Source organism: Microbacterium sp. Clip185, assembly GCF_028743715.1.
Classification (GTDB): Bacteria; Actinomycetota; Actinomycetes; order Actinomycetales; family Microbacteriaceae; genus Microbacterium.
This window is the reverse complement of sequence record NZ_CP117996.1, coordinates 271486-291559: the sequence shown is the minus strand read 5'-3', so window position 1 is coordinate 291559 and position 20074 is coordinate 271486. Positions and strand designations below refer to the sequence as shown.

The window sequence follows — 20074 nt, the reverse complement described above, 5'->3', positions numbered from 1 at the left end:
CCATGCTTCCGAGACTGCGCAGCGAAGCGCCTTTCGGTCACGATCCGCTCGGGTTCGCCGACGCGACGCTCAGCGAGGGCGCCCGGGCGGCCCTGGCGCGACTCGACGACACCCTGCGTGCCGAGGTCGCGCCCCTGCTTCCGGCCGCGTGGGAGACGGCGACGCTGCCTTCCGCGATCATCGACGCCCTCGCCCCTCTCGATCTCATGCAGCCCGTCGGCGTGGAGCCTGCGGAGGCCGCATCCTCCGTCTTCTCCGGATACCGGGCCTTCGTCCTCGCCCGCACCGACGTCTCGGTCGCCACGGCGTACAACGCGCAGTCGGGCCTGTTCCGCACCGCCGTGCGCCGCGGGGGCTCCCCCGAACAGGTGGCGGCACTCGACGACGCGATCCGCAGCTTCGCACTGCGGGGCGTCTTCGCGTTGACCGAACCCGACCACGGCTCCGACATCGCCGGCGGACTCGCCACGACCGCGACCCGCGACGGCGACGGATGGGTGATCGACGGCGCGAAACGGTGGATCGGCGGCGCCGACACCGCCGACGTGCTCGTCGTGTTCGCGCGCGCGACGGACGACGGCGAGGTCAAGGCGTTCCTGGTGCCGCGGGACGCACCGGGCGTCACCCTCACCCGCATCGAGGGCAAGGTGTCGCTGCGACCCATGCAGAACTTCGACATCCGCCTCGAGGGTGTGCGGGTAGACGAGAGCGCCCGCCTTCAGCGGGTCGACACCTGGCGCAACGTGGCCGAGATCCTGCGGTCGCTGCGCTCGGATGTGGCCTGGATCGCGACGGGTCTGCAGGCCGGCGCCCTCGACGCGGCGGTCGCGTACGTGCGCGAGCGCGAGCAGTTCGGGTCACCGCTGGGCGGCTTCCAGCTCGTGCAGGAGAAGCTGGCCCGCATCCTCGGCAACCTCACCGCATCCCTCGGCATCGTCACGCGCCTGTCCGCACGGCAGGATGCGGGCGTGCTGCGCGACGAGGACTCGGCGCTGGCGAAGATGCAGACCGCCCGTCTCGCCCGCGAGAGCGTCGCTCTCGCCCGCGAGGTGCAGGGCGGCAACGGCATCCTCCTCGAGCACGGCGCCGCACGGTTCTTCGCCGACGCCGAGGCCGTCTACTCCTACGAGGGCACCCACGAGATGACCGCCCTGATCGTCGGGCGGGGGCTCACCGGCTCCTCCGCCTTCGTCTGAACATCCACCGAAAGGAACCCACCATGACCACGACCGCCGCTTACGCCGACGCCGCATCCCTCGCGGGCACCGACCTCGGCTTCACCGACTGGCTCGAGGTGACCCAGGACCGGGTGAACCTCTTCGCGGACGCCACCGACGACCACCAGTGGATCCACGTCGATCCGGAGCGCGCGAAGGAGGGCCCCTTCGGCGGCCCGATCGCGCACGGCTTCCTGTCGCTGTCGCTGACCGTGAAGTTCTGGTCCGAGCTCTTCGACCTCGATGGCGTCACCACCAAGGTGAACTATGGCCTCGACAAGGTGCGCTTCGTCTCTCCCGTCGCCGTCGGCGCCCGCATCCGCGGCGGAGCCGTCATCGCCGAGGTCACCGAAGTGCCCGGCGGCTATCAGTTCGCCGTCGATCAGACGATCGAGATCGAGGGCGCCACCAAGCCCGCCGCCGTCGCTCGCGGGCTGTATCGCTTCTACGCCTGACCCCTCCCCCGGGGCTCCGCTCCGAACCCACCACCACGAGGATGCAACGATGCATGATCACGGATTGGGATCCTGGATCACCAAGAGACGACTGAAGAACCCCGGCAAGCCGGCGATCATCGTCGACGGCGGCGAGACGCTGTCGTACGCCGAGCTCGCCGACGCCGTCGATCGCACGGCCGCCGTGCTGCGCGCACGCGGCATCGGCAAGGCGGATGCGGTGGCCTACCTCGGCGAGAACAGCCCGGCATTCCTGCAGGTGCTCTTCGCGTGCGCCCGGCTCGGGGCGGTGTTCGTGCCGGTCAACACACGCCTCGCGGCTCCCGAGATCCAGCACGTGCTGACGGACTCGGGTGCGCGCGTGCTCATCCACGACCCGGAGTTCGCGGAGCGCATCATCCCGGGGATCGAGGCCGCATCCATCGGCGAGGTCATCCTCACCGGGGAGGGCATCTCGCACCACCCCGGTCTGTCCGCGCTCGTGCGCGACGCCGACGGCGCCTCGGTCGGCACCACTGAAGTCACGCACGAGGACCCGGCTGCGATCGTGTACACCTCGGGCACGACGGGTCGCGCCAAAGGCGCGGTGCTCACGCACGGCAACCTCACCTGGGTCGCACTGAACTGCATCATCGACTACGACGTGGTCTCGACCGACATCGCGCTCATGATCTCGCCGCTGTTCCACGTGGCCTCCCTCGGCATGGGCGCACTGCCGGTCATCCTCAAGGGCGCCACCCTCGTGCTGGAGAAGGGGTTCGATGCCGGTCGGGCGCTGACGCTGATCGAACGTCACCGCGTCACGATGCTCAGCGGTGTGCCGACGACCTATCAGTTGATGGCCGATCATCCGGACTGGCCCACGACCGACCTGTCGAGCCTGCAGAAGCTGACGTGCGGCGGCTCGGCTGTGCCGACCCGCATCCTCAACGCCTTCGAAGCGCGCGGACTGTCGTTCTCGCAGGGCTACGGAATGACCGAGACCTCCCCGGGTGCCACATCCTTGGCACCGGCGATGACCCGCGCGAAGCAGGGCAGCGTCGGCCTGCCACACTTCTTCACCGAGGTGCGCGTGACCGACGACACCGGCGCCGTGGTGCCTGCGGGCACGGTGGGAGAGATCGAGATCGCGGGACCCAACGTGTTCCCCGGATACCACGGGCTCCCCGGCGAGACCGCCGCCGCCTTCCGCGAGGGCGGCTGGTTCCGCTCCGGCGACCTCGGCTATCTGGACGAGGACGGCTACCTGTTCATCTCCGACCGACTGAAGGACATGATCATCTCCGGCGGCGAGAACATCTATCCCGCCGAGGTCGAGAACCTCATCAACGACATCCGCGGGATCTCCGGAGTCGCCGTCATCGGGGTGCCCGACGAGCGGTGGGGCGAGGTCCCTTGGGCCGTGGTGACCGTCAAAGAGGGGGCCGAGGTGACGACAGAGTCCGTCCGCACCCAGCTCGACGGCGTACTCGCCCGGTACAAGCTCCCCAAGAACGTCGTCGTCGTCGAGGATCTGCCCCGCACCGCATCCGGCAAGGTCCGCAAGGCCGCGCTGCGCGAGCTGTTCGGCCGGAAGCACTGATCGTGTCGCTGCTGTCGCGTCCCGCCGTCGCACGATTCGTCGCGCGTCGGCTGCAGAAGGCGATGCCGCGCATGATGGCGGCGCAGGCGGGCGGAGTAGACCCGCGCGAACGTCTGCCCGAGTTCACCGCCGAGCGGCGCGAGCTCATCATCCCCGCCGATCCGCCCGCGCCGGCCGTGATCTATCGCGCGGCGGATGCGGCCGCCGCCCCGGGCGTGCACGTGAACTTCCACGGCGGCGGCTACATCCTCGGCCAGCTGCACGGCGACGATGCCCTCTGCCGTGCGATCGCCAGCCGCGCGGGCGTCGTGGTGATCGACGTCGACTACGCCGTCGCTCCGCAGCATCCGTTCCCCGCCGCGGTGCACCAGGCGATGCGGGTCGTGCAGTGGGTCATCGACAATGCCGACGCGCAGGGGTGGGACGCCACGCGGCTCACGGTCGGCGGACAGAGCGCGGGCGGAGCGATCGCCGCCGCGGTCGCGCGGCAGGCACTGGATGCGGGCGGTCCCCGCATCCGCCTGCAGGTGCTGCACTACCCGCCGCTGGATCTCACGGTCCCCGCGGCCGAGAAGCACTCGCCGCTCGCGAAGCCCCTCCTGCGTCCCTGGATGTCGGAGGTCTTCGACGGCTCCTACGTTCCCGATCCGGCCACCCGCGCCGATCCCCTCGTCTCGCCGGCGGCCGCGTCGGACACCGCCGATCTCACGGGCATCGCCCCGACGGTCGTCATCGCCGCATCCGACGACATCCTGCGCGACGAGGACGAGCGCTACGCCCGGCGCCTCGAGCGCGTCGGCGCCCTGGCGGAGTTCTGGCAGGTCGAGGGCGCCGACCACGGCTACGACGGTGGCAATGACACGCTCGCGAGGGAGAACTACCTGCGCATCGCCGAGCACATCCGCGCCGCGCAGGGCTGACGGCTCGCCCGCATCCGGGGACCGTCGACACGCTAGGCTCCCGAGGGGGCCGCCCGGCGGCCGACGGGGGAAGAGACGGATGCGGAGATCACGCGGAATCTGGCTGGTCTCCGCCACGGCGGGAGCCCTCTGGCTGGCGGTGGTCGGGCTCGCAGCGGCAGTGTCGCTCACACCGCTGCAGCGGGTGCAACAGGCGGTCCTGCCGACGCCGAGCCCCTATGCCTGGTCCTGGCCCGCCCCGTGGTCGCTGCTCTCCCCTCTCGTTGCGGCCCTCGCCGTCGCGGCCTGTGTCGCAGCCGTCCTGCACGTCGTACGCCGACGCGGGTCATTCGCCGCGACCTGGCTCGCGGTCGTCGCGGCAGGGGCGATCACCGGGATGACGATCGATGCGCAGCTCGTCTTCGGCACGCTCTTCACGCACGGCTGGGCGCTCTGGGCTGTGGACCTCGGCAGCCGCGCCGCGATCGGTGCGTACTGGGGGCTGCTCTACGGCTGGCTGCCGGCGCTGCTCGCCTCGCGAATGTCGCGACGCGAGGCGGCCGGTGAGAGCTCCGGTGGAGCGATGCGGCTCCGCGGCGCTCTGGCCGTGGGAGCTGCGGTCGCGGCCCTCATCCTGCTCGTCGCGACGCAGGCGCTGGGCGACGAGGCGTCGCAAGCCCAGGTGCGGGCCGATCAGGCCGCCGCGGAACCGGCTCCCGCGGACGGTTCGATTCCGCCCGACCCACAGGCGGAGGGCGACCCGGTTCCGGAGCGCGCCGCGGGCGCCGGCGTGACGAGCGCAGACGGCTGCACCCCGGATCGCGCCATGATCCTGAAGGGAGAGCCCGACGCGGCGACCGGGCATCGAGGTCTGCGGCTCGAACTCATGAACTTCTCCGACGCTCCCTGCACGATCGAGGGGTACCCCGACATCGCCTTCGGCGACCAGAACGGCCACCTGCTCGACACCACGATCGAGCACGGTGGTTCCTTCATGGCGACCGATCCAGGCCCCGCATCCGTCGTCATTCCGGCGGGTGCTTCTGCTGTCGCCTACCTCGGCTGGGATGCCCAGTCCACCCACGGCGCCCTCATCGCACGCACGCTGTGGGCGGCAGTCGTCGAGGGCGAGACGCGCGGCTCCTGGCCGGTGGAACTCGACGTGGTCGCGGGCACCGCTGTTTCCGTGACCGCATGGCAGGCGCCGGGCACCACGCCCTGACCGCTCGGACTCAGCGCTGCTCTCGCTCGGGCTCCTGGTCGATCGCGTCTGCGAGCGGGTCGACGGGCAAGGCGGGCCCGATCTGCGACGTGGGCTTCGCGTCGCGGTGCGGGGGCCTCGGTGCGCTGCGCCCGAGGTAGGCATCACTATAGGGATCGGATGCGTAGAGCGTCTCGCTCTCGATGCTCCTGCTGCGGCGGGGCCGGAACGAGAGGAGCGACACCGCGCCCAGAGCAAGGACCGCGGCGATGATCACCGCCCAGAGCGGGATCCGCCACGCGAAGGCGATGGATGCCCAGTACAGGCCGAAGCCACCGAGAACGATTGCGACGATGAGCGCCCGCCGCCAGCGATAGAGCGCCATGCTCCACGGTAGCCCCGGGATTCCCTGTGCGCCAGGGCCTGCGCTCACCCCTCGCGTCGGCGCAGAAGCACGAGCACGGTGGAGGCTCCGGCCGGATCGTCGACATAGACCTGCGCGGTGTACTCCCCCGCGCCCGGCAACTCGATCTCGGCGAGCTCGCCGGAGAGGAAGCTCCCGAATCGCACCGACGGCGTCGGCGTCGGCGTCGGCGTCGGCAACGACAGGGTGCTCTCGAACACCTTCTCGCCCTCCGGGGCGAACTCGTCGATCAGCACGCGGACCGTCACATTCCCGTCGAGGTCCTCTCGCGTCGCGACCAGGATCGCCGAGTCGGTTGCGACGGCGGACTCCTCGCCCGTCACCCACTCGGGAAACTCCGCGCCCTCCGAGGCCGACAGCACGACCTGCGCGTTCAGCGGCGTCACCGTGATCTCGGACTCGCTCATCTCTCCCCCTCCTGGGATGGCCAGGCTACTGCGCCCCGGACACGACTCAGCCGCATCCGCCACCGCTGGCAGCACCCCGCCCCATGCGGCAGGTTCTGGCTGAGTTGTGCCGGCCCGCTGCGCCCACACCCCACATCCAGGCTCCAACTCCTGCAGAACCGGCCGGTGGCAGCCCGCCCCCGCACGAGCGGTCGGATTCTGCAGGAGTTCGGGCAGCTACGGGCGTGACACGAGGCGACGCGGAGGAGCGGGCCTTCCGGCTGAGACGTACCCGAAGCCGGCCCTCAGAACGGTGGGATCAGGAACAGATCATGAACGCTGATGCGGTGCTTCACGTCACGCATCTCCCGCGGTCCGAGCCAGTTCAACGGCAACCTGAACAACGGACGGAACAGGACCCTTTGAAGAAGGACGACGTTGTTGAAGGCCAACCACCCCAAGAACGCGCCCGGGCGTATCGGACGCCGGAACGTGAAGGGCACGACGACAAGCCAGACGACGAACCCCACGGGGACCAGCACCCACAGAGTGAGGCTGTGCACAAGGACAACGAGGATCATCGCGATCTTCGAGTTTTCCGACCACACGAGAAGCCCCTCTGGTTCGACAGCCGGTCGGCCGCCGGTGCCGCAATGGTGTCACCTTCCCGCATCCGCCGGAGCTCTCCGTGCCCGAACTCCTGCAGAATCGGCAGCCGGCGCCCGGGAACCCACCGACGAGCAGGTTCTGCAGGAGTTCGGGCGCGACTCAGCCAGAACCGACACCACCGGCAGCAAACGGCCCCGCTCCGGCCGGACCCGGCTGAGCTGTGCCGGCCCGCTGTACCCAACCCCCGCATCCGGGCCCCAACTCCTGCAAAACCGGCAGCCGGCACCCGGGAACCCACCGACGAGCAGGTTCTGCAGGAGTTCGGGCGCGACTCAGCCAGAACCGACACCACCGGCAGCAAACGGCCCCGCTCCGGCCGGACCCGGCTGAACTGTGCCGCAGACCCGAGAGCCGAGACCCGAGGCCCGAGGCCGGGGATCAGTCCCCGGGAAGCGCGGCCGCCAGGGCCTCCGCGGCCGCCGCCGACCAGGCCGCACGGCGCGCGCGGTAGATCTCCGTCGTGCGCTGGGCGGGCCAGTCCTCGCCGAGGTAGTCGAACGGCAGGCGCGGGTCGCTGCGCAGCAGCTCCAGCCAGTCGGCGACCAGCATCGTCAGCGCGGCCAGCGGCGGGGCCTCGATCGTCTCGGCCGTGTTCCACTCCATGGCGAAGCGCTCGTGCGCGGCCCGGATGCGGGCGAGGTCCCACGCGGTGCGCGCCGCATCCGCCACCGGGAACGCGGCGAGGTCCCGCGCGCGGAACGCGATTACCGCGCCGGCCGGCAGTTCATCCTTGAGGCCGCCGAGGGCGGCGACCAGGTCGACCTCTCCCGGCGCGATCCACAGGCCGTCGCGCACGGCGGCGAACCCCTCCCACGCGAGCGCCGCGCGCAGGCGGTGGCGAAGCGTGCGCTGATCCTCGGGCACCGTGAAGGTCACCAGAGTCCAGCCGCTGCCGACCGGATCGAACGGATGCGGGGAGTGCACGCGCTCGGAAGCCTCCTCCAGCACCGCGCGGCCTTGATCGGTGAGGGCGAACTCGATCCCCCGACCGACCCGCGCACGAGAGAGCAGCCCGGTGACGGCCATCCGGTCCAGGGCCGCCCTCGTGGTGGGAGCGGCCACCCCCGCGCTCTCGAGCACGTCGAGATAGAAGCTCGCGCGCACGGGGCGGGAGATCCCCCGTTCGAGGAGTTCGCCCAGCAGCGCGAGCAGCAGACGCTGCGGCGCGCGCTGGGTCGTTTCGACCTCCCGCGAGAGGGATTGCACCGATGTCACCGACATATCATGCGGCCGGACGGACGGCCTCGCCGCGCTTGGCGCGCTGGATCTGCTCGTACACGTGCGTGCGCAGCTCGGTGAAGCGGGGCAGCGCACGCGTCGTGATCTGGTCGCGCTCGGGCGCGAGGTCGATCACCAGATCCTCCTGCACCCATGTCGGCGACTTGGAGAGCACGACGACACGCTCGCCGAGGTAGACCGACTCGTCGATGTCGTGCGTCACGAACAGGATCGACATGCCGCGCTCGAGGTGCAGGCGCCGCACGAGGTCTTCGAGGTCCGCGCGCGTCTGCGCGTCGACCGCCGCGAAGGGCTCGTCCATGATGAGCACTTCGGGCTGATAGGCGACGGCGCGCGCGATCGCGACGCGCTGCTGCATGCCGCCCGAGAGCTGCCAGGGGTAGCTGTCGGCGGCGTGGTCGAGTCCGACGGCGAGCAGCGCGTCGTCGATGAGAGAGTTGCGCTCGCTCTTCGACAGCTTCTTGTGCTTCAGCGGCAGCTCGACGTTGCCGCGCACCGTGAGCCACGGATACAGGCTGCGCCCGTACTCCTGGAACACGAGCGCCATGTTCGGGGGCGGTGCGGTGACCTGCTTGCCGTCGAGCACCACGCTTCCCGCGGTGGGGCGCAGCAGCCCCGAGATGCACTTGAGCAGCGTCGTCTTGCCGCATCCGGACGGACCGACGATGCACACCAGCTCGCCGCGGCGCATCGAGAAGTCGATGTCGCCGATCGCCTCGACGACACCCGTCGAGGACTCGTAGACCTTCTTCAGGTGCTCGACCTGCAGGAGCGTCTCAGGCACGCTCGACCTCCTTGATTCCGTGGTACCAGCGCAGGACCCTGCGCTCGACGATGGTGAAGATGACCGACAGGATGACGCCGACCAAGCCGAGCAGCACGATGCCGCTCCACATTTCCGCGATGAGGTAGTTGCGCTGGAAGTAGGCGATCTGGAACCCGAGGCCCGACGAGGAGAAGAACATCTCGGAGATCACCATCATGATCAGCGCGACGGACAGCGTCTGACGCACACCGGCCATGATGCGTGGGCTCGCCGCGGGCAGCACGAGCGAGAACAGGCGCTGCGCGGGAGTCAGCGAGAACGACTTGGCCGTCTCGGTCATGACCGAGTCCGTGCCGCGCACCCCGTCGACGGTGTTCAGCAGGACCGGCCACAACGATCCGAAGACGATGACGACGATCTTCATGTTGTCGGTCACGCCTAGCAGGGCCACGAAGACCGGGATCAGCACGGGCGGCGGAATCGCGCGGAAGAACTCCAGCAGCGGCTCGGCGAGCTCGCGCAGCCACCGCGTGAGTCCGATGAGCGTTCCGAGGGCGACGCCGACGGCGATCGCGAGCAGGATGGCGATCGCCAGTCGAGTCAGGCTCGGCACGACGTCGGTGAGGAACGCGGGGCCCACCCAGGTCTTCACGAAGGCCTCGGCGATGCGTCCCGGCGGGGGGAAGAACTTGCCCGGAGCGATCGTGCCCCACACGCCCCAGATGATGAGCAGGACGATCGGCAGCGCGAGCGCGTAGGCGGTGCTGGCGGTGACACGAGCCCACACCCGCGGCGCGCGCGGGGGCGTGCGAACGGTGCTGGTGTAGAGGGTCACAGGACCTCCTCCCCTCGCACCGACTGGTGCCAGGCGAGCGCTCGGCGCTCCAGCACGCGGAAGACGAGATTGATGATGAGGCCGAGCAGACCGGTGACGATCACGACCGCGTAGACGGTCGCGATGTTGCCGTTGCTGGCGGCGACGATGATGACGTTGCCGAGGCCGGGGTTGGTGATCGTCATCTCGGCGGTGATGGCCAGGATGAGGGCGACGGATGCGGCGAGTCGGAGCCCGGTGAAGATGTAGGGCAGCGCGGTCGGCAGCACGAGCGAGCGCAGTTGCGCGCCCCGGGTGAGACCGTAGCTGCGCGCGGTGTCGCGGGCGACCGTGTCGATGTCGGCGACGCCGTAGAGCACCTGCACGAACACCTGCCAGAAGCAGGCGTAGACGATGATCACCAGCGCCGCCGGGATCTGGATGCCGTAGGTCAGGATCGCGAGCGGGATGAGGGCGACGGAGGGGATGGGGCGCAGGAACTCGACGGTGGTGTTGGTTGCGCGACGCAGCACCGGCACGAGACCGATGAGCCCGCCGAGCAGGATGCCGAGCACCGAGGCGATCGCGAGACCGATCGCCCATGCGGTCAGGGTGCGCCCGACGTTGCGCCAGAACTCGAGGTCGCCCGCCATCGTGCCGAGGCGCGTGAAGGTGTCGGCGGCCGAGGGCAGTTGCGACGGATTGATGAGTCCGGCAGCGGAGATGAGCTGCCAGGTGCCGAGGAACACGACGACACCGAGCAGTCCGAGCAGCGGTGCGCGGAACGAACGTCGACGTCGACGACGCGGCACGACGACCGTCGACGTGTGCACCGGCGCAGGCGGAGCGAGGGTCATGGGGGGCCTTCCAGAGGGGATGCGGGGGATGCGGCGCGTGCCGCATCCCCCGCTCGGGATCACTGCGGCTGGATCAGCTTCGTGAAGTCGGGCTCCGCGTCGATGTACTTGTACTGCACGGCGAGGGCGGCGAGCTTCTCGATGCCGGCGTCGTCGAGGTCGGAGGTGAAGTTGGGCAGCGTGATGCTGGCGGCCGCGGCCTCCGGGATCTCGAGCTTCTTGACGATCGCGGCGCGCACGGCATCCTCGTTGTCGGTCGCGTACTGCTGCGCCTCGGCCATCGCCGCGGCGTAGTCGGCGACGAGCTGCGGATCGGCGTCGATCTTCTCTTGAGTGGTGAAGTTCGTGAGCACCGTCAGGCCCGGGATGGTGGCCTGGTACGGCGAGACGACGTCGACGCCACCGCCGGAGACGATGAGGCCTCGGAAGGGATCGGGCACCCAGCCGGCGTCAATGTTGCCCGCCTCGAGCTGGGCCTTCACGTCGGGGAAGGCGACCTCGACGAACTGGATGGTGGACGAGTCGCCGCCGGCGTCGTCGACCGCCTTGCGGATGGTGAGGTCGCCGGCGGCGCCGATGCTGTTGACCGAGACGCGCTTGCCTGCGAGGTCGGCGGGGCTCGTGATGCCGGAGTTGCCGAGGGCGACGACGGAGTTGACGTCCTCGCCGTCGGCAAGGCTCGACGCGTAGTTGCTGAAGATCACGACGCCGAGATCCTGCAGGGCGGCGCGGATCGGGCCCATGGGCTGGCCGATCGCGAAGTCGATGTCGCCGCTGAGCAGCGCGGGGATGGCCTGCGCACCGCCCTGTGCGGGGACGACCTCGACGTCGAGGCCGTGGTCCTCGAAGATGCCCGCGTCGATGGCTGCCCAGAGGGCCCCCGTCTCGGCGATGGGGAGAGCTGCGACGCGCACCTGGCGCATCTCGCCGCTGCCGGCGGTGGAGTCGCCCGAGGGGGATGTGGCGGGCGCGGCGGAATCGGTGCAACCGGACAGGGTCAGGGCGGCCACGGCTGCAAGAGCGACGGCGGCAAGGGTCTTCTTCATCGAAGTGCCTCTCAGTGACGGGTAAGCAGGACGCCAACGCGAAGCATCCGTCACGCGGAGTCACCACCTCGAGCCCCCGACGCGTCGGCACCGCAGCGTGCTGACCCCCTCATGGTGCGGGGTTCGACCGGTGAAAGTCAAGAGATTCGTGACGCCCGTTTGCTTTTCGTTGAATCCGTGTCGGGCGTCACGCGTCGGCGATCTGCGACCGCACCCCCGCCTCGATCGCGTCGAGCAGTCCGTGCAGCCCGTGCTCGAACGCGGCATCGAGCCGCTCATCGGGATCGGCCCAGGCGCGGCTGGCAGCGAAGAGGGCGCCGTCCTGACTCGCGATCCGCCAGACCTCGGCAGGCGCCGCCCGCTCGAGGGCCACCCCCAGCGCGAAGCTGTCGAGCACCTCGAGATGCACCGCGACCTGCACCGGCGCGAAGCCGGCGCGCTGCAGCGCGGAAGCGAGCCGCTCGTAGAGATCGAGGACACTCTGCGACGTGATGGGAGCTCCCACCAGCGCCGACACGAGGCGTGGGTGCCGCGCGTATCCGGCGTGCATGGCACGGAGGATGGCCTCGACCTCCTCGCGCCACCCGCGATGCACGTCCGGAGCCGGAGGCGGATCGTCGCGCACCATGCGGTCGCGGATCACGTCGATCAGGTGGTCGATCCCGTCGACGTGGTAGTACAGCGAGGCCGCGGCGACACCCAGACGCTTCGCCAGGGCGCGCATCGAGAACGGCTCGCCGCTGTCGAACAGCTCGAGCGCCTCGTCGACGATCCGCTCGCTCGACAGCAGCGCGGTCCTCGGTCTTCCCACACGCACCCCCGAAACAGAACAGTTACACAGCGTACTTGTCGGGGACTCAATCGATCGACATACTGCCTAACACTGTTAGATAAATGACCTCTGGAGGAGTCATGTCAATGAGGACGAACACCCCCTCCGCACCCGCGGAGACCACCGGCACCGTCGGCGCCCTGAAGAAGAACTCGCTGGGAGCGGGAGGAATCACCTTCCTCGTCGTCTCGGCCGCAGCCCCTCTGACCGTGATCGCCGGCACCGTGCCCCTCGCGATCCTGATCGCCGGGCCGGCGGCCCCCACCGCCTATCTGCTGGTCGGCGTCGCGCTGGTGGTGTTCGCGGTCGGGTTCATGGCGATGACCCGGCACGTGACCAAGACCGGCGGCTTCTACACCTACATCGCGGAATCGCTCGGACGTCATTTGGGCCTGGGCGCCGGCATCCTCGCGCTCGTGTCGTACAACGCGATGCAGATCGGGATCTACGGCTTGTTCGCCGTCAATGCGAAGGCGATGGTGGCGACGGTGTTCGGCATCGATCTGCCCTGGCCGCTGTTCGCCTTCGCCGCGATCGCCGGCGTCTGGGCCATGGGCTTCACCGGGATCGACGTCGGAGCGAAGGTGCTCGGCGTGCTGCTGGTGGCGGAGACGCTCGCGCTGATCGTGCTCGGAGTCGCCATCCTGGCCACCGGGCAGCTGCCCGAAGGATTCGGCACGGGCGCCTTCGCTGCGGCCAACGTGTTCACTCCGCAGTTCGCCGTCGTGCTCGGCCTCGCGTTCGGCGCGTTCATCGGCTTCGAGTCGACCGTGCTGTACCGCGCCGAGGCGCGCACCCCGAACCGCACTATCCCGCGCGCCACCTATGTCGCCGTCATCGCGATGACGCTCTTCTACTTCGCACTGACGTGGCTTCTCGTGCAGGCCCACGGGGAGAACCTGGTTCAGGCGTTCATCGGCGAGAACGGCGTCGAGAACTTCCTGTTCGCCACAGCGGGCAGCCGCCTGGGCGACGCAGCGACCGTGGTGTTCCTGCTGCTGATCGTGACGAGCGTGTACGCCGCGCTGCTGGCCTTCCACAACTCCATCAACCGCTACACGTACGCCCTCGCGCGCGACGGCGTCCTGCCTCCGGTGCTGGGCCGCACGCGCGCCGTCGCGGGGACGCCGTGGGTGGCGGGAGTGGCTCAGACCGCGCTGGCCGTGGTGGTGGTCGGCGGGTTCGCGATCGCCGGCGCGGACCCGTACCGTCAGCTGCTCATCTGGGTGAACACGCCGGGCGTGATCGGGATCGTGGTGCTGCAGATTCTCGCCGCCGCGTCGGTGGTGGTGTTCTTCCTGCGCCGGCGCGACATCGCCAGAGCCTGGTACGTGCTGCCGGCGGGGGTGCTCGGCGGAGTGCTGATGCTCGTGTTCCTCGTACTCATCGTCGTCAACATCGGCGTGCTGACCGGCGCCGACGCGGCCACGAACGCGGTCATCATCTCTGTGACCGGCCTCGCCCTCGTGTTCGGCATCGTCCTGGCGGCGATTCTCCGGCGCGCCCGGCCCGCGGCGTATGCCGGGATCGGAGGAACGCAGCAGTGACCGCGCCACTCGTGGTCATCGCCGACGCTCTGCACGGGCACGACGCGCAGGCCCTCGCCGTTGCAGACGGCCGCATCGTCGCTATCGGCGACCGGGCGGATGCGCGCGCGTGGACAGGCGTCGGGACCGAGACGCTGCGGGTGCCCGGAACGGTACTGCCCGGACTGGTCGACGCGCATGCGCATCCGATCCTCGCGGCGCGGGTGTCACGGGGGCGGGATCTACGCGGTGTGCGCACGCTGGACCAGCTGCGGGAAACCATCGCCCACGAACGGCTCCGGGCCGCGGGCGGATGGGTTCTCGGCTGGGGGCTCGAGCACGCGGTGTGGGAGGGCCGGACCCCGAATGTCGACGCGGTCGCCGATGCCGCGGGAGACGCCCCGATGCTGCTGCGTATGTTCGACGCGCACTCGGCCCTGGCCAGCCGCGCCGCGCTCGAGCTCGCCGGCGTGCGAGAGGAGCGCACGTTCGCATCCGGTTCGTGCGTCGAAGCGGATGCGACCGGCAGGCCAACCGGCTTCCTGCGCGAACACGAGGCGATCGGTCTCATCGAGCGGATCGTGCCGTCGGAGCCGGATGCGGTCGTCGCCGCACGACTCGCCGACCAGCTGGCGGACATGGCCGCGTCGGGTCTCACCGGCGCGCACGTCATGGACTTCGAGGGCGATCCCACAGCGCTGTACGACGCGGTCGAGGATGCGGGCCGGATGTCCCTGCGCCTTCGGATCCATCCGTGGGTCGATCCCGAGATGGCCCCCGGCGACTGGGAGAGGCTCGTGTCCGAGACCGGCACGGGGGGCCGGCTCTGGCGTCGCCACGGGGTCAAGTTCTTCCTCGACGGCACGGTGGACAACGGCACTGCATGGCTGTGCGCACCGGACTGCCACGGGGAGTCGCTGCGCAGCACCTGGTCGTCTCCCGCGCACTACGCGGCGGCGATCGCGCACTTCGCCGGGCACGGTGTCCCGACCGCCACGCACGCCATCGGCGACGCCGCGGTGCGGCACGCCGCCGCATCCATCGCCGCAGCGCGCGCCGCGTACCCCGGCTCCGTCCATCGGATCGAACACCTCGAGCTGACCGGCGACGACATCGTTGCGGAGGTCGCCGCCAGCGGCGCGGTCGCCAGTATGCAGCCGACACACGTCACCCGCTTCGTGCACGCCGACGGCAGCGACAACTGGAGCGAACGCCTCGGAGTGCGCCGGGCGCAGCAGGGGTGGCGCACGCGATCGCTCGTGGAGCTCGGGGTGACGCTGGCGCTCGGTTCGGACTGGCCCATCGCGCCCTTCGATCCCCGCGAGATCCTGGCGGAGGCGCAGACCCGCAGCCACGGCGGGCGTCCACCGGTGCAGCCCGCCGAGGCGCTGACGGCGACTCAGGCCCTGGCCGGGTACACCGCCGGCGCCGCCGCGGCAGCGGGCGTCTCGAGCGAGGAAGGCAGGATCTCGGTGGGTATGCGCGCGGATCTGAGCGTGCTGTCCGCAGATCCGTCCACCTGCTCCGCGGCGGAGGTGTCGTCGCTCGCCGTGCACGCGACGATCGTCGACGGCCTCGTACGCCACCGCGGGATCTGACGCCGCCGGTGCACCTCACCCCCGGCCGGCGCTCCCCACGGAGACGGGGATCGGCGCGGAACCCCCGCGGGCGGCCGCGCGCGTGCGAGCCCGGGCGGCGATCGTCGGGACGATCCCCCGCGGCACCAGCAGAAGGAAGACCACGAGGATGAGACCGTAGCCGGCGTACTGCAGAACGGGACCCACCACCGGAGGAAGTCCCGGTGTCGCGCTGACCGCGCTGAGCAGTTGCAGCCAGACGCTCACGGCGACGGCGCCGACCACGCCACCCCACAATGACCCGAGTCCGCCGACGACCGCCATGATGACGTACCCGAACGAGAGCAGTGGCGGGTAGGTGTCCTGGCTCACGTACGGGGTGAAGAAGGCCCCGACGGCGCCGGCGAACCCAGCGAACGACCCCGCGACGACGAAGACCGCCACCTTGGTGCGGGCGACCGCGACGCCGCTCGCCGAGGCCGCGCTCTCGCTGCCGGCGAGAGCGCGCATCCCGCGTCCGAAGCGCGACCGTACAAGGTTGTGCGCCACGATCATGGCCACCGTGACCGCGGCGATGGCGAGGTAGGCGTACGCGAGCTGGCCCTGCACCTGGATCGGACCGATGGCGAGCGCCGGGATGCCGAAGATCCCGATACCGCCGCCGAACAGGGGAACCGTCGCCATGACCGTCTGCAGGATCAGCAGGACGGCGAGGGTCCCGAACGCGAGGTAGTGGCCACGCAGACGCAGCAGCGGCCAGCCGACCACCGCCGCCAGCACACCGGCCACGACCGGCGCCAGCAGCAGCGCCACGATCGAGGGCACGCCGAACTGAGTCGTGAGGACGGCGACCGTGAGCCCGCCCGCCGCGACGAACGCGCCCTGGCCGAGCGAGGTCTGGCCGGCGTATCCCATGAACAGCGAAAGGCCCACCACGACGAGTGCCGCGAGCGCGGTCTGCACGAAGAACGTGAGATCGCCGAGAAGCGGCGGAATCGCGCAGGCGACGGCCAGGACGACGACGGGAGGCAGGATGCGGGCGAGGCGCCCTCGGGTGTCGGTCATTTCGCCTCCTCGGCGTTCAGGCTGCGGGCGCGCACGATCATGATCAGGAGCATCATGACCAGCGCGATCTGGGTCTGGTACGACCCATTCGCGTATCCGGCGACGAGCTGGCCGACGATCCCGAGGATCGCCGCCCCCAGGAACGTCAGCCACGGGCTGCGGAGGCCGCCGAAGATCGCGGCCGCTAACCCGCTGAGCACGAGCGGGAGATCCGACGAGACCGACACTGCGGTCGTCGGCGCGATGAGCGCGCCCGCGAGACCGCCGAGCGCGCCGGCGATCGCGAAGGCGACCAGCCCCATCGCGCGAGTGTCGATTCCCACCAGGCGCGCCGCGCGGGGATTGGATGCGGCCGCAGTGAGCCCGCGACCGAGATCGGTGCGCGCGAAGAAGAGTCCCAGCGCGACGAACGTCAGCACCGCGACGACCAGCACCAGCACCCGCTGCGACTCGACGGCGACACCCAGCAGATCGACGGTACCCGGCAGGCCCGGCGGCGACACCGGATCCTGCCCCCACAGCAGGATGATCACCGCGGCGCCGACCATCGACATCCCGAGCGTGATGAGCAGCGAGATCATCGGCGGGGTGCGGCGGCGACCGACCGCCGCGACCCCGACGATCAGCCCGATCGCCGCGCACACGACGATCACGATCGGGACCGAAAGGTAGGGCGGGAGCACGCTCGACAGCGACCAGGAGAGAAGGGCGCCGAACACCGCGAAGGTACCCTGCGCGAAGTTGAGGACATGGGTCACGCGGTACACCACCACGATGCCGCTGCCGATGAGCGCGAAGGCCCCGGCCAGCGCGAGTCCCGACACGATGTAGACGAGCAGATCGTTCACGGCGTCTCCTTTCCCGGGGTCTCGAACCCGCCGAAGTATGCCTCCCGCACCGCGGGAGCCTCTCGGAGCCGGGCACTCGGACCTTCGAGCGCGACTCGTCCGGTCTCGATCACGTAGGCCCGTGAGCACAGATCGAACGCGTGGCCGATCTCCTGCTCGATGAGCAGCACGGCGGTCCCCCGTGTGCGATTGAGTTCGGTCAGGTGTGTCATGAGCTGTCCGACGATGATCGGGGCCAGCCCCAGGGACAGCTCGTCGATGACCAGGAGGTCCGGCTGAGCCATGAGCGCACGACCCATGGCGACCATCTGCTGCTGCCCCCCGGACAGCGTCGATGCGCGCTGGCGTCGCATCCGCTGCAGATCGGGCAGGAGCTCGTAGACGTGCGCGGGGTCCTTGTCGCGGCGGCGCCATGCGCCGAGGCGCAGGTTGTCCTCGACGCTCATGTCGCCGAACATCTGACGCCCTTCGGGAACCTGGGCGACGGATCCGCTCGTGCGCACCTTCCCGGATGCGGGGCGAACGAGCCCGGAGACCGCGTTCACGATCGACGTCTTGCCGGCGCCGTTCGGTCCGACGAGAGCAACCATCTCGCCGTCGTCCACGTGTAGCGAGACGCCGTCGACGGCGGTCGCGCCGCCGTAGCGGACCACGAGATCCTCGACATCGAGCATCATGCCGCCGCCTCCGTCCCCAGGTACGCGGCGATGACCGCAGGGTCCCGGCGGATCTCGTCGGGTGTCCCCTCCGCGATCACGCGGCCCAGCTCCAGGACCGTGATGCGCTCGGCGAGAGAGGTGACCATCGCCACGTCGTGCTCGACGAGCAGAACGGTGATCCCCTCGTCATGCAGGCTTCGGATGAGAGCGGCGAGTTCGCGACGCTCGCCGGCGCGCAGCCCGGATGCGGGTTCGTCCAGCAGCAGCAGCCGCGGCTGGGCGGTGAGCGCGCGCGCCACCTGCATGCGCCGCTGCTGCCCCAGCGGGAGCTGGTCCGCTGCACGGTCGGCCCAGTCCGCCAGGCCCACGCGCTCGAGGTTCGTGAGCGCGCTGCGGAAGATCTCGCTCTCCTCTCGCCGGTGGCGCGGCAGCCGCAGGACGGCGGCGGCCGCACCGGCACGGGTGCGCGCATGGGCGCCGACGGCGACGTTCTCCCAAACCGTCATCTCCGGGAAGAGCCGGGCCCCTTGGAAGACGATGGCGATGCCGAGTCGCGCGCGCTGATGCGGGGCGAGCCGGTCGATCCTCTGACCGTCGAGGAGGATGCGGCCGCGCTGCGGTCGCAGGTGTCCGCTCACGAGCGAGAACAGAGTGGACTTGCCGGCCCCGTTCGGCCCGATCACGCCACGCAACTCCCCATCGGCAACGCTCATCGACACCCCGTCGGTCGCGAAGACCCCGCCGAAGGATCGGGACAGATCATGCAGTTCGAGCATGTGCATCCTCCTCGACGGCAGCCGTCAGTGGGGCAGATCGGTGGCGAAACGCTTCGTCGCGTACGCCGTCGGTACCCACGCGCCCGCCTTCGCCGTCATGATCGCCAGCGCATCGGAGGTCAGGCCCATGTGGTCGTCGGCGCTGTAGCGGTAGTGACAGTTCGAGGTCAGCAGATCGGTTTTCTCGAGGGCGTCGCGAATGGCCTGCCGGTCGCTGGATCCCGCCCGTTTCACGGCGTCGGCCAGAAGCTCGATCGCGGATGACCCGCCGAAGGCAAACTCGGGCGGGTAGACGCCTTTGTTCGCCGCGAGCCAGGGATCCGCGACTGCCATGACGAGCGTCTTGTAGTCGCTGTCCGGCAGCGAGGTCCCCGCCATCGCGGCCGTCGTCGCGGCGATGACGCCCTCCGCGGCTTCTCCTGCGGGGTCGAGGTAGAGGTTCGATGCCTGGGCGCCCGTGAAGTAGGTCTGCACGCCCTTGCCGGCGATCTGCTTCGTTATGATCACCGGCGCCGGGCCCGCGCCCCACACGACGAATGCGTCCGGCTTCGCCTGCACGACCTTGTTCACGAGCGGACTGAAATCGGTCGCGGCCGCGTCGTACGGCTCGTCGAGCACGACGTCGATACCAGCATCCTTCGCGAGCGCCACGGTCGCCTTCTCACCCGTCTGCCCGAAGACGTCGGCGCCGACATACGTGATGGCGAGGGTCTTGACGCCCTCCGACTTCCAATAGTCGACGAGCGCCCCTGCATACACCGACGGGGTAGGCGGCGAGGTGAACGCGTAGGGGTTGCTGCCGTCGGCGAAGGCGTCGACCGGACTCAGCGCGATGGTCGGGATCTTCTGAGTGCGTGCCACATCGCCCACGGCGGTGGCCGCGGAGACGAACGAGCTCGCGAGCATCGCGGAGTAGCTGGAATCCGCGGCGAGCTGACTGAACTGCTTGACCGACTCGGTCACGTCGGTCTTGTCGTCGACGACCGTCAGCTGCAGCTCACGCCCGTTCACCCCGCCTTTGCCGTTGATGTCCTCGACGAGGCGCTCAGCTGCTTCCTTGTCCCCGAGCCCCAGGGCGGAGTACGGGCCGGTCAGGGGCACGACCATCCCGATCTTGATGGGTCCCTCTGTGCCGGCGGATCCGGCGGGTGCGGATGTGGCGGAGCAGGCGGTGAGTGTGAGTGCGGCCGCGGCGAGGGCGGCGGCGCGCAGCAGGGTCTTGCGCATGGGAACTCC

General features: G+C 70.0%; 21 protein-coding genes. 7 read left to right on the top strand and 14 right to left on the bottom strand.

Going from position 1 to position 20074, the window contains the following annotated elements:
- Nucleotides 1-2 precede the first annotated feature (2 nt).
- The 5 genes from PQV94_RS01485 to PQV94_RS01465 all read left to right on the top strand — a co-directional run bounded on the left by PQV94_RS01485 (nt 3) and on the right by PQV94_RS01465 (nt 5375).
- A complete protein-coding gene (locus PQV94_RS01485; protein ID WP_274287041.1) occupies nt 3-1196 on the top strand; it encodes an acyl-CoA dehydrogenase family protein in 1194 nt (397 codons plus the stop codon).
- A 23-nt stretch (nt 1197-1219) separates the two neighbouring features.
- Nucleotides 1220-1672 (top strand): MaoC family dehydratase, encoded by a 453-nt coding sequence (locus tag PQV94_RS01480; protein WP_274287040.1) that lies wholly within the window; start codon nt 1220-1222, stop codon nt 1670-1672.
- Between the two features lie 49 nt (nt 1673-1721).
- On the top strand, nt 1722-3254 hold the full coding sequence (gene menE, locus PQV94_RS01475) for an o-succinylbenzoate--CoA ligase (protein ID WP_274287039.1): 1533 nt from the start codon (nt 1722-1724) through the stop codon (nt 3252-3254).
- A 2-nt stretch (nt 3255-3256) separates the two neighbouring features.
- Nucleotides 3257-4174, top strand: coding sequence for an alpha/beta hydrolase (locus tag PQV94_RS01470; RefSeq protein ID WP_274287038.1), 918 nt, complete (start codon nt 3257-3259; stop codon nt 4172-4174).
- A 79-nt stretch (nt 4175-4253) separates the two neighbouring features.
- A complete protein-coding gene (locus tag PQV94_RS01465) occupies nt 4254-5375 on the top strand; it encodes a DUF4232 domain-containing protein (protein WP_274287037.1) in 1122 nt (373 codons plus the stop codon).
- A gap of 10 nt (nt 5376-5385) precedes the next feature.
- Here PQV94_RS01465 and PQV94_RS01460 read toward each other — a convergent pair whose 3' ends face one another.
- The 9 genes from PQV94_RS01460 to PQV94_RS01420 form a co-directional block, all read right to left on the bottom strand.
- Complete coding sequence (locus PQV94_RS01460) at nt 5386-5739, bottom strand: hypothetical protein (RefSeq protein WP_274287036.1); 354 nt, start codon at nt 5737-5739, stop codon at nt 5386-5388.
- Nucleotides 5740-5783: 44 nt separating this feature from the next.
- Nucleotides 5784-6185, bottom strand: a complete 402-nt coding sequence (locus PQV94_RS01455; protein WP_274287035.1) for a hypothetical protein — start codon at nt 6183-6185, stop codon at nt 5784-5786.
- Nucleotides 6186-6469: 284 nt separating this feature from the next.
- Complete coding sequence (locus tag PQV94_RS01450) at nt 6470-6745, bottom strand: hypothetical protein (protein WP_274287034.1); 276 nt, start codon at nt 6743-6745, stop codon at nt 6470-6472.
- 466 nt (nt 6746-7211) lie between these two features.
- Nucleotides 7212-8048 (bottom strand): PaaX family transcriptional regulator C-terminal domain-containing protein, encoded by an 837-nt coding sequence (locus tag PQV94_RS01445; RefSeq protein ID WP_274287033.1) that lies wholly within the window; start codon nt 8046-8048, stop codon nt 7212-7214.
- 7 nt (nt 8049-8055) lie between these two features.
- On the bottom strand, nt 8056-8856 hold the full coding sequence (locus PQV94_RS01440; protein ID WP_274287032.1) for an ABC transporter ATP-binding protein: 801 nt from the start codon (nt 8854-8856) through the stop codon (nt 8056-8058).
- Complete coding sequence (locus tag PQV94_RS01435) at nt 8849-9673, bottom strand: ABC transporter permease (protein WP_274287031.1); 825 nt, start codon at nt 9671-9673, stop codon at nt 8849-8851. The genes PQV94_RS01440 and PQV94_RS01435 overlap by 8 nt, the downstream gene beginning before the upstream one ends.
- Nucleotides 9670-10509 carry an ABC transporter permease gene (locus tag PQV94_RS01430; protein WP_274287030.1) on the bottom strand — a complete coding sequence of 280 codons (840 nt, stop codon included), beginning with the start codon at nt 10507-10509 and terminating at the stop codon, nt 9670-9672. The genes PQV94_RS01435 and PQV94_RS01430 overlap by 4 nt, the downstream gene beginning before the upstream one ends.
- Before the next feature lie 59 nt (nt 10510-10568).
- A complete protein-coding gene (locus tag PQV94_RS01425; RefSeq protein WP_274287029.1) occupies nt 10569-11555 on the bottom strand; it encodes an ABC transporter substrate-binding protein in 987 nt (328 codons plus the stop codon).
- A gap of 187 nt (nt 11556-11742) precedes the next feature.
- Nucleotides 11743-12366, bottom strand: a complete 624-nt coding sequence (locus PQV94_RS01420) for a TetR/AcrR family transcriptional regulator (RefSeq protein ID WP_274287028.1) — start codon at nt 12364-12366, stop codon at nt 11743-11745.
- A 107-nt stretch (nt 12367-12473) separates the two neighbouring features.
- Between PQV94_RS01420 and PQV94_RS01415 the strand changes: the two genes are divergently transcribed.
- Entirely contained in the window at nt 12474-13934 is a 1461-nt protein-coding gene (locus PQV94_RS01415; RefSeq protein WP_274287027.1) for an APC family permease, read from the top strand.
- Nucleotides 13931-15511, top strand: coding sequence for an amidohydrolase (locus tag PQV94_RS01410; protein WP_274287026.1), 1581 nt, complete (start codon nt 13931-13933; stop codon nt 15509-15511). Before PQV94_RS01415 ends, PQV94_RS01410 begins: the two co-directional genes overlap by 4 nt.
- Nucleotides 15512-15526: 15 nt before the next feature.
- Here PQV94_RS01410 and PQV94_RS01405 read toward each other — a convergent pair whose 3' ends face one another.
- The 5 genes from PQV94_RS01405 to PQV94_RS01385 are packed head-to-tail and all read right to left on the bottom strand — an operon-like array spanning nt 15527 to nt 20065.
- Complete coding sequence (locus tag PQV94_RS01405; protein WP_274287025.1) at nt 15527-16555, bottom strand: branched-chain amino acid ABC transporter permease; 1029 nt, start codon at nt 16553-16555, stop codon at nt 15527-15529.
- Complete coding sequence (locus PQV94_RS01400; RefSeq protein ID WP_274287024.1) at nt 16552-17403, bottom strand: branched-chain amino acid ABC transporter permease; 852 nt, start codon at nt 17401-17403, stop codon at nt 16552-16554. The genes PQV94_RS01405 and PQV94_RS01400 overlap by 4 nt, the downstream gene beginning before the upstream one ends.
- Nucleotides 17400-18080 carry an ABC transporter ATP-binding protein gene (locus PQV94_RS01395; protein ID WP_274287023.1) on the bottom strand — a complete coding sequence of 227 codons (681 nt, stop codon included), beginning with the start codon at nt 18078-18080 and terminating at the stop codon, nt 17400-17402. Before PQV94_RS01395 ends, PQV94_RS01400 begins: the two co-directional genes overlap by 4 nt.
- A complete protein-coding gene (locus PQV94_RS01390; RefSeq protein ID WP_274287022.1) occupies nt 18077-18838 on the bottom strand; it encodes an ABC transporter ATP-binding protein in 762 nt (253 codons plus the stop codon). Before PQV94_RS01390 ends, PQV94_RS01395 begins: the two co-directional genes overlap by 4 nt.
- 24 nt (nt 18839-18862) lie before the next feature.
- On the bottom strand, nt 18863-20065 hold the full coding sequence (locus PQV94_RS01385) for an ABC transporter substrate-binding protein (RefSeq protein ID WP_274287021.1): 1203 nt from the start codon (nt 20063-20065) through the stop codon (nt 18863-18865).
- Between the last annotated feature and the right edge of the window lie 9 nt (nt 20066-20074).

What these genes read in the sequence shown, in the direction of transcription:
- PQV94_RS01485 (WP_274287041.1), top strand. Translation starts at nt 3, where the DNA reads ATGCTTCCGAGACTGCGCAGCGAAGCGCCTTTCGGTCACGATCCGCTC.
- PQV94_RS01480 (WP_274287040.1), top strand. Translation starts at nt 1,220, where the DNA reads ATGACCACGACCGCCGCTTACGCCGACGCCGCATCCCTCGCGGGCACC.
- menE (WP_274287039.1), top strand. Translation starts at nt 1,722, where the DNA reads ATGCATGATCACGGATTGGGATCCTGGATCACCAAGAGACGACTGAAG.
- PQV94_RS01465 (WP_274287037.1), top strand. Translation starts at nt 4,254, where the DNA reads ATGCGGAGATCACGCGGAATCTGGCTGGTCTCCGCCACGGCGGGAGCC.
- PQV94_RS01460 (WP_274287036.1), bottom strand. Translation starts at nt 5,739, where the DNA reads ATGGCGCTCTATCGCTGGCGGCGGGCGCTCATCGTCGCAATCGTTCTC.
- PQV94_RS01455 (WP_274287035.1), bottom strand. Translation starts at nt 6,185, where the DNA reads ATGAGCGAGTCCGAGATCACGGTGACGCCGCTGAACGCGCAGGTCGTG.
- PQV94_RS01450 (WP_274287034.1), bottom strand. Translation starts at nt 6,745, where the DNA reads ATGATCCTCGTTGTCCTTGTGCACAGCCTCACTCTGTGGGTGCTGGTC.
- PQV94_RS01430 (WP_274287030.1), bottom strand. Translation starts at nt 10,509, where the DNA reads ATGACCCTCGCTCCGCCTGCGCCGGTGCACACGTCGACGGTCGTCGTG.
- PQV94_RS01425 (WP_274287029.1), bottom strand. Translation starts at nt 11,555, where the DNA reads ATGAAGAAGACCCTTGCCGCCGTCGCTCTTGCAGCCGTGGCCGCCCTG.
- PQV94_RS01415 (WP_274287027.1), top strand. Translation starts at nt 12,474, where the DNA reads ATGAGGACGAACACCCCCTCCGCACCCGCGGAGACCACCGGCACCGTC.
- PQV94_RS01405 (WP_274287025.1), bottom strand. Translation starts at nt 16,555, where the DNA reads ATGACCGACACCCGAGGGCGCCTCGCCCGCATCCTGCCTCCCGTCGTC.
- PQV94_RS01395 (WP_274287023.1), bottom strand. Translation starts at nt 18,080, where the DNA reads ATGATGCTCGATGTCGAGGATCTCGTGGTCCGCTACGGCGGCGCGACC.
- PQV94_RS01390 (WP_274287022.1), bottom strand. Translation starts at nt 18,838, where the DNA reads ATGCTCGAACTGCATGATCTGTCCCGATCCTTCGGCGGGGTCTTCGCG.
- PQV94_RS01385 (WP_274287021.1), bottom strand. Translation starts at nt 20,065, where the DNA reads ATGCGCAAGACCCTGCTGCGCGCCGCCGCCCTCGCCGCGGCCGCACTC.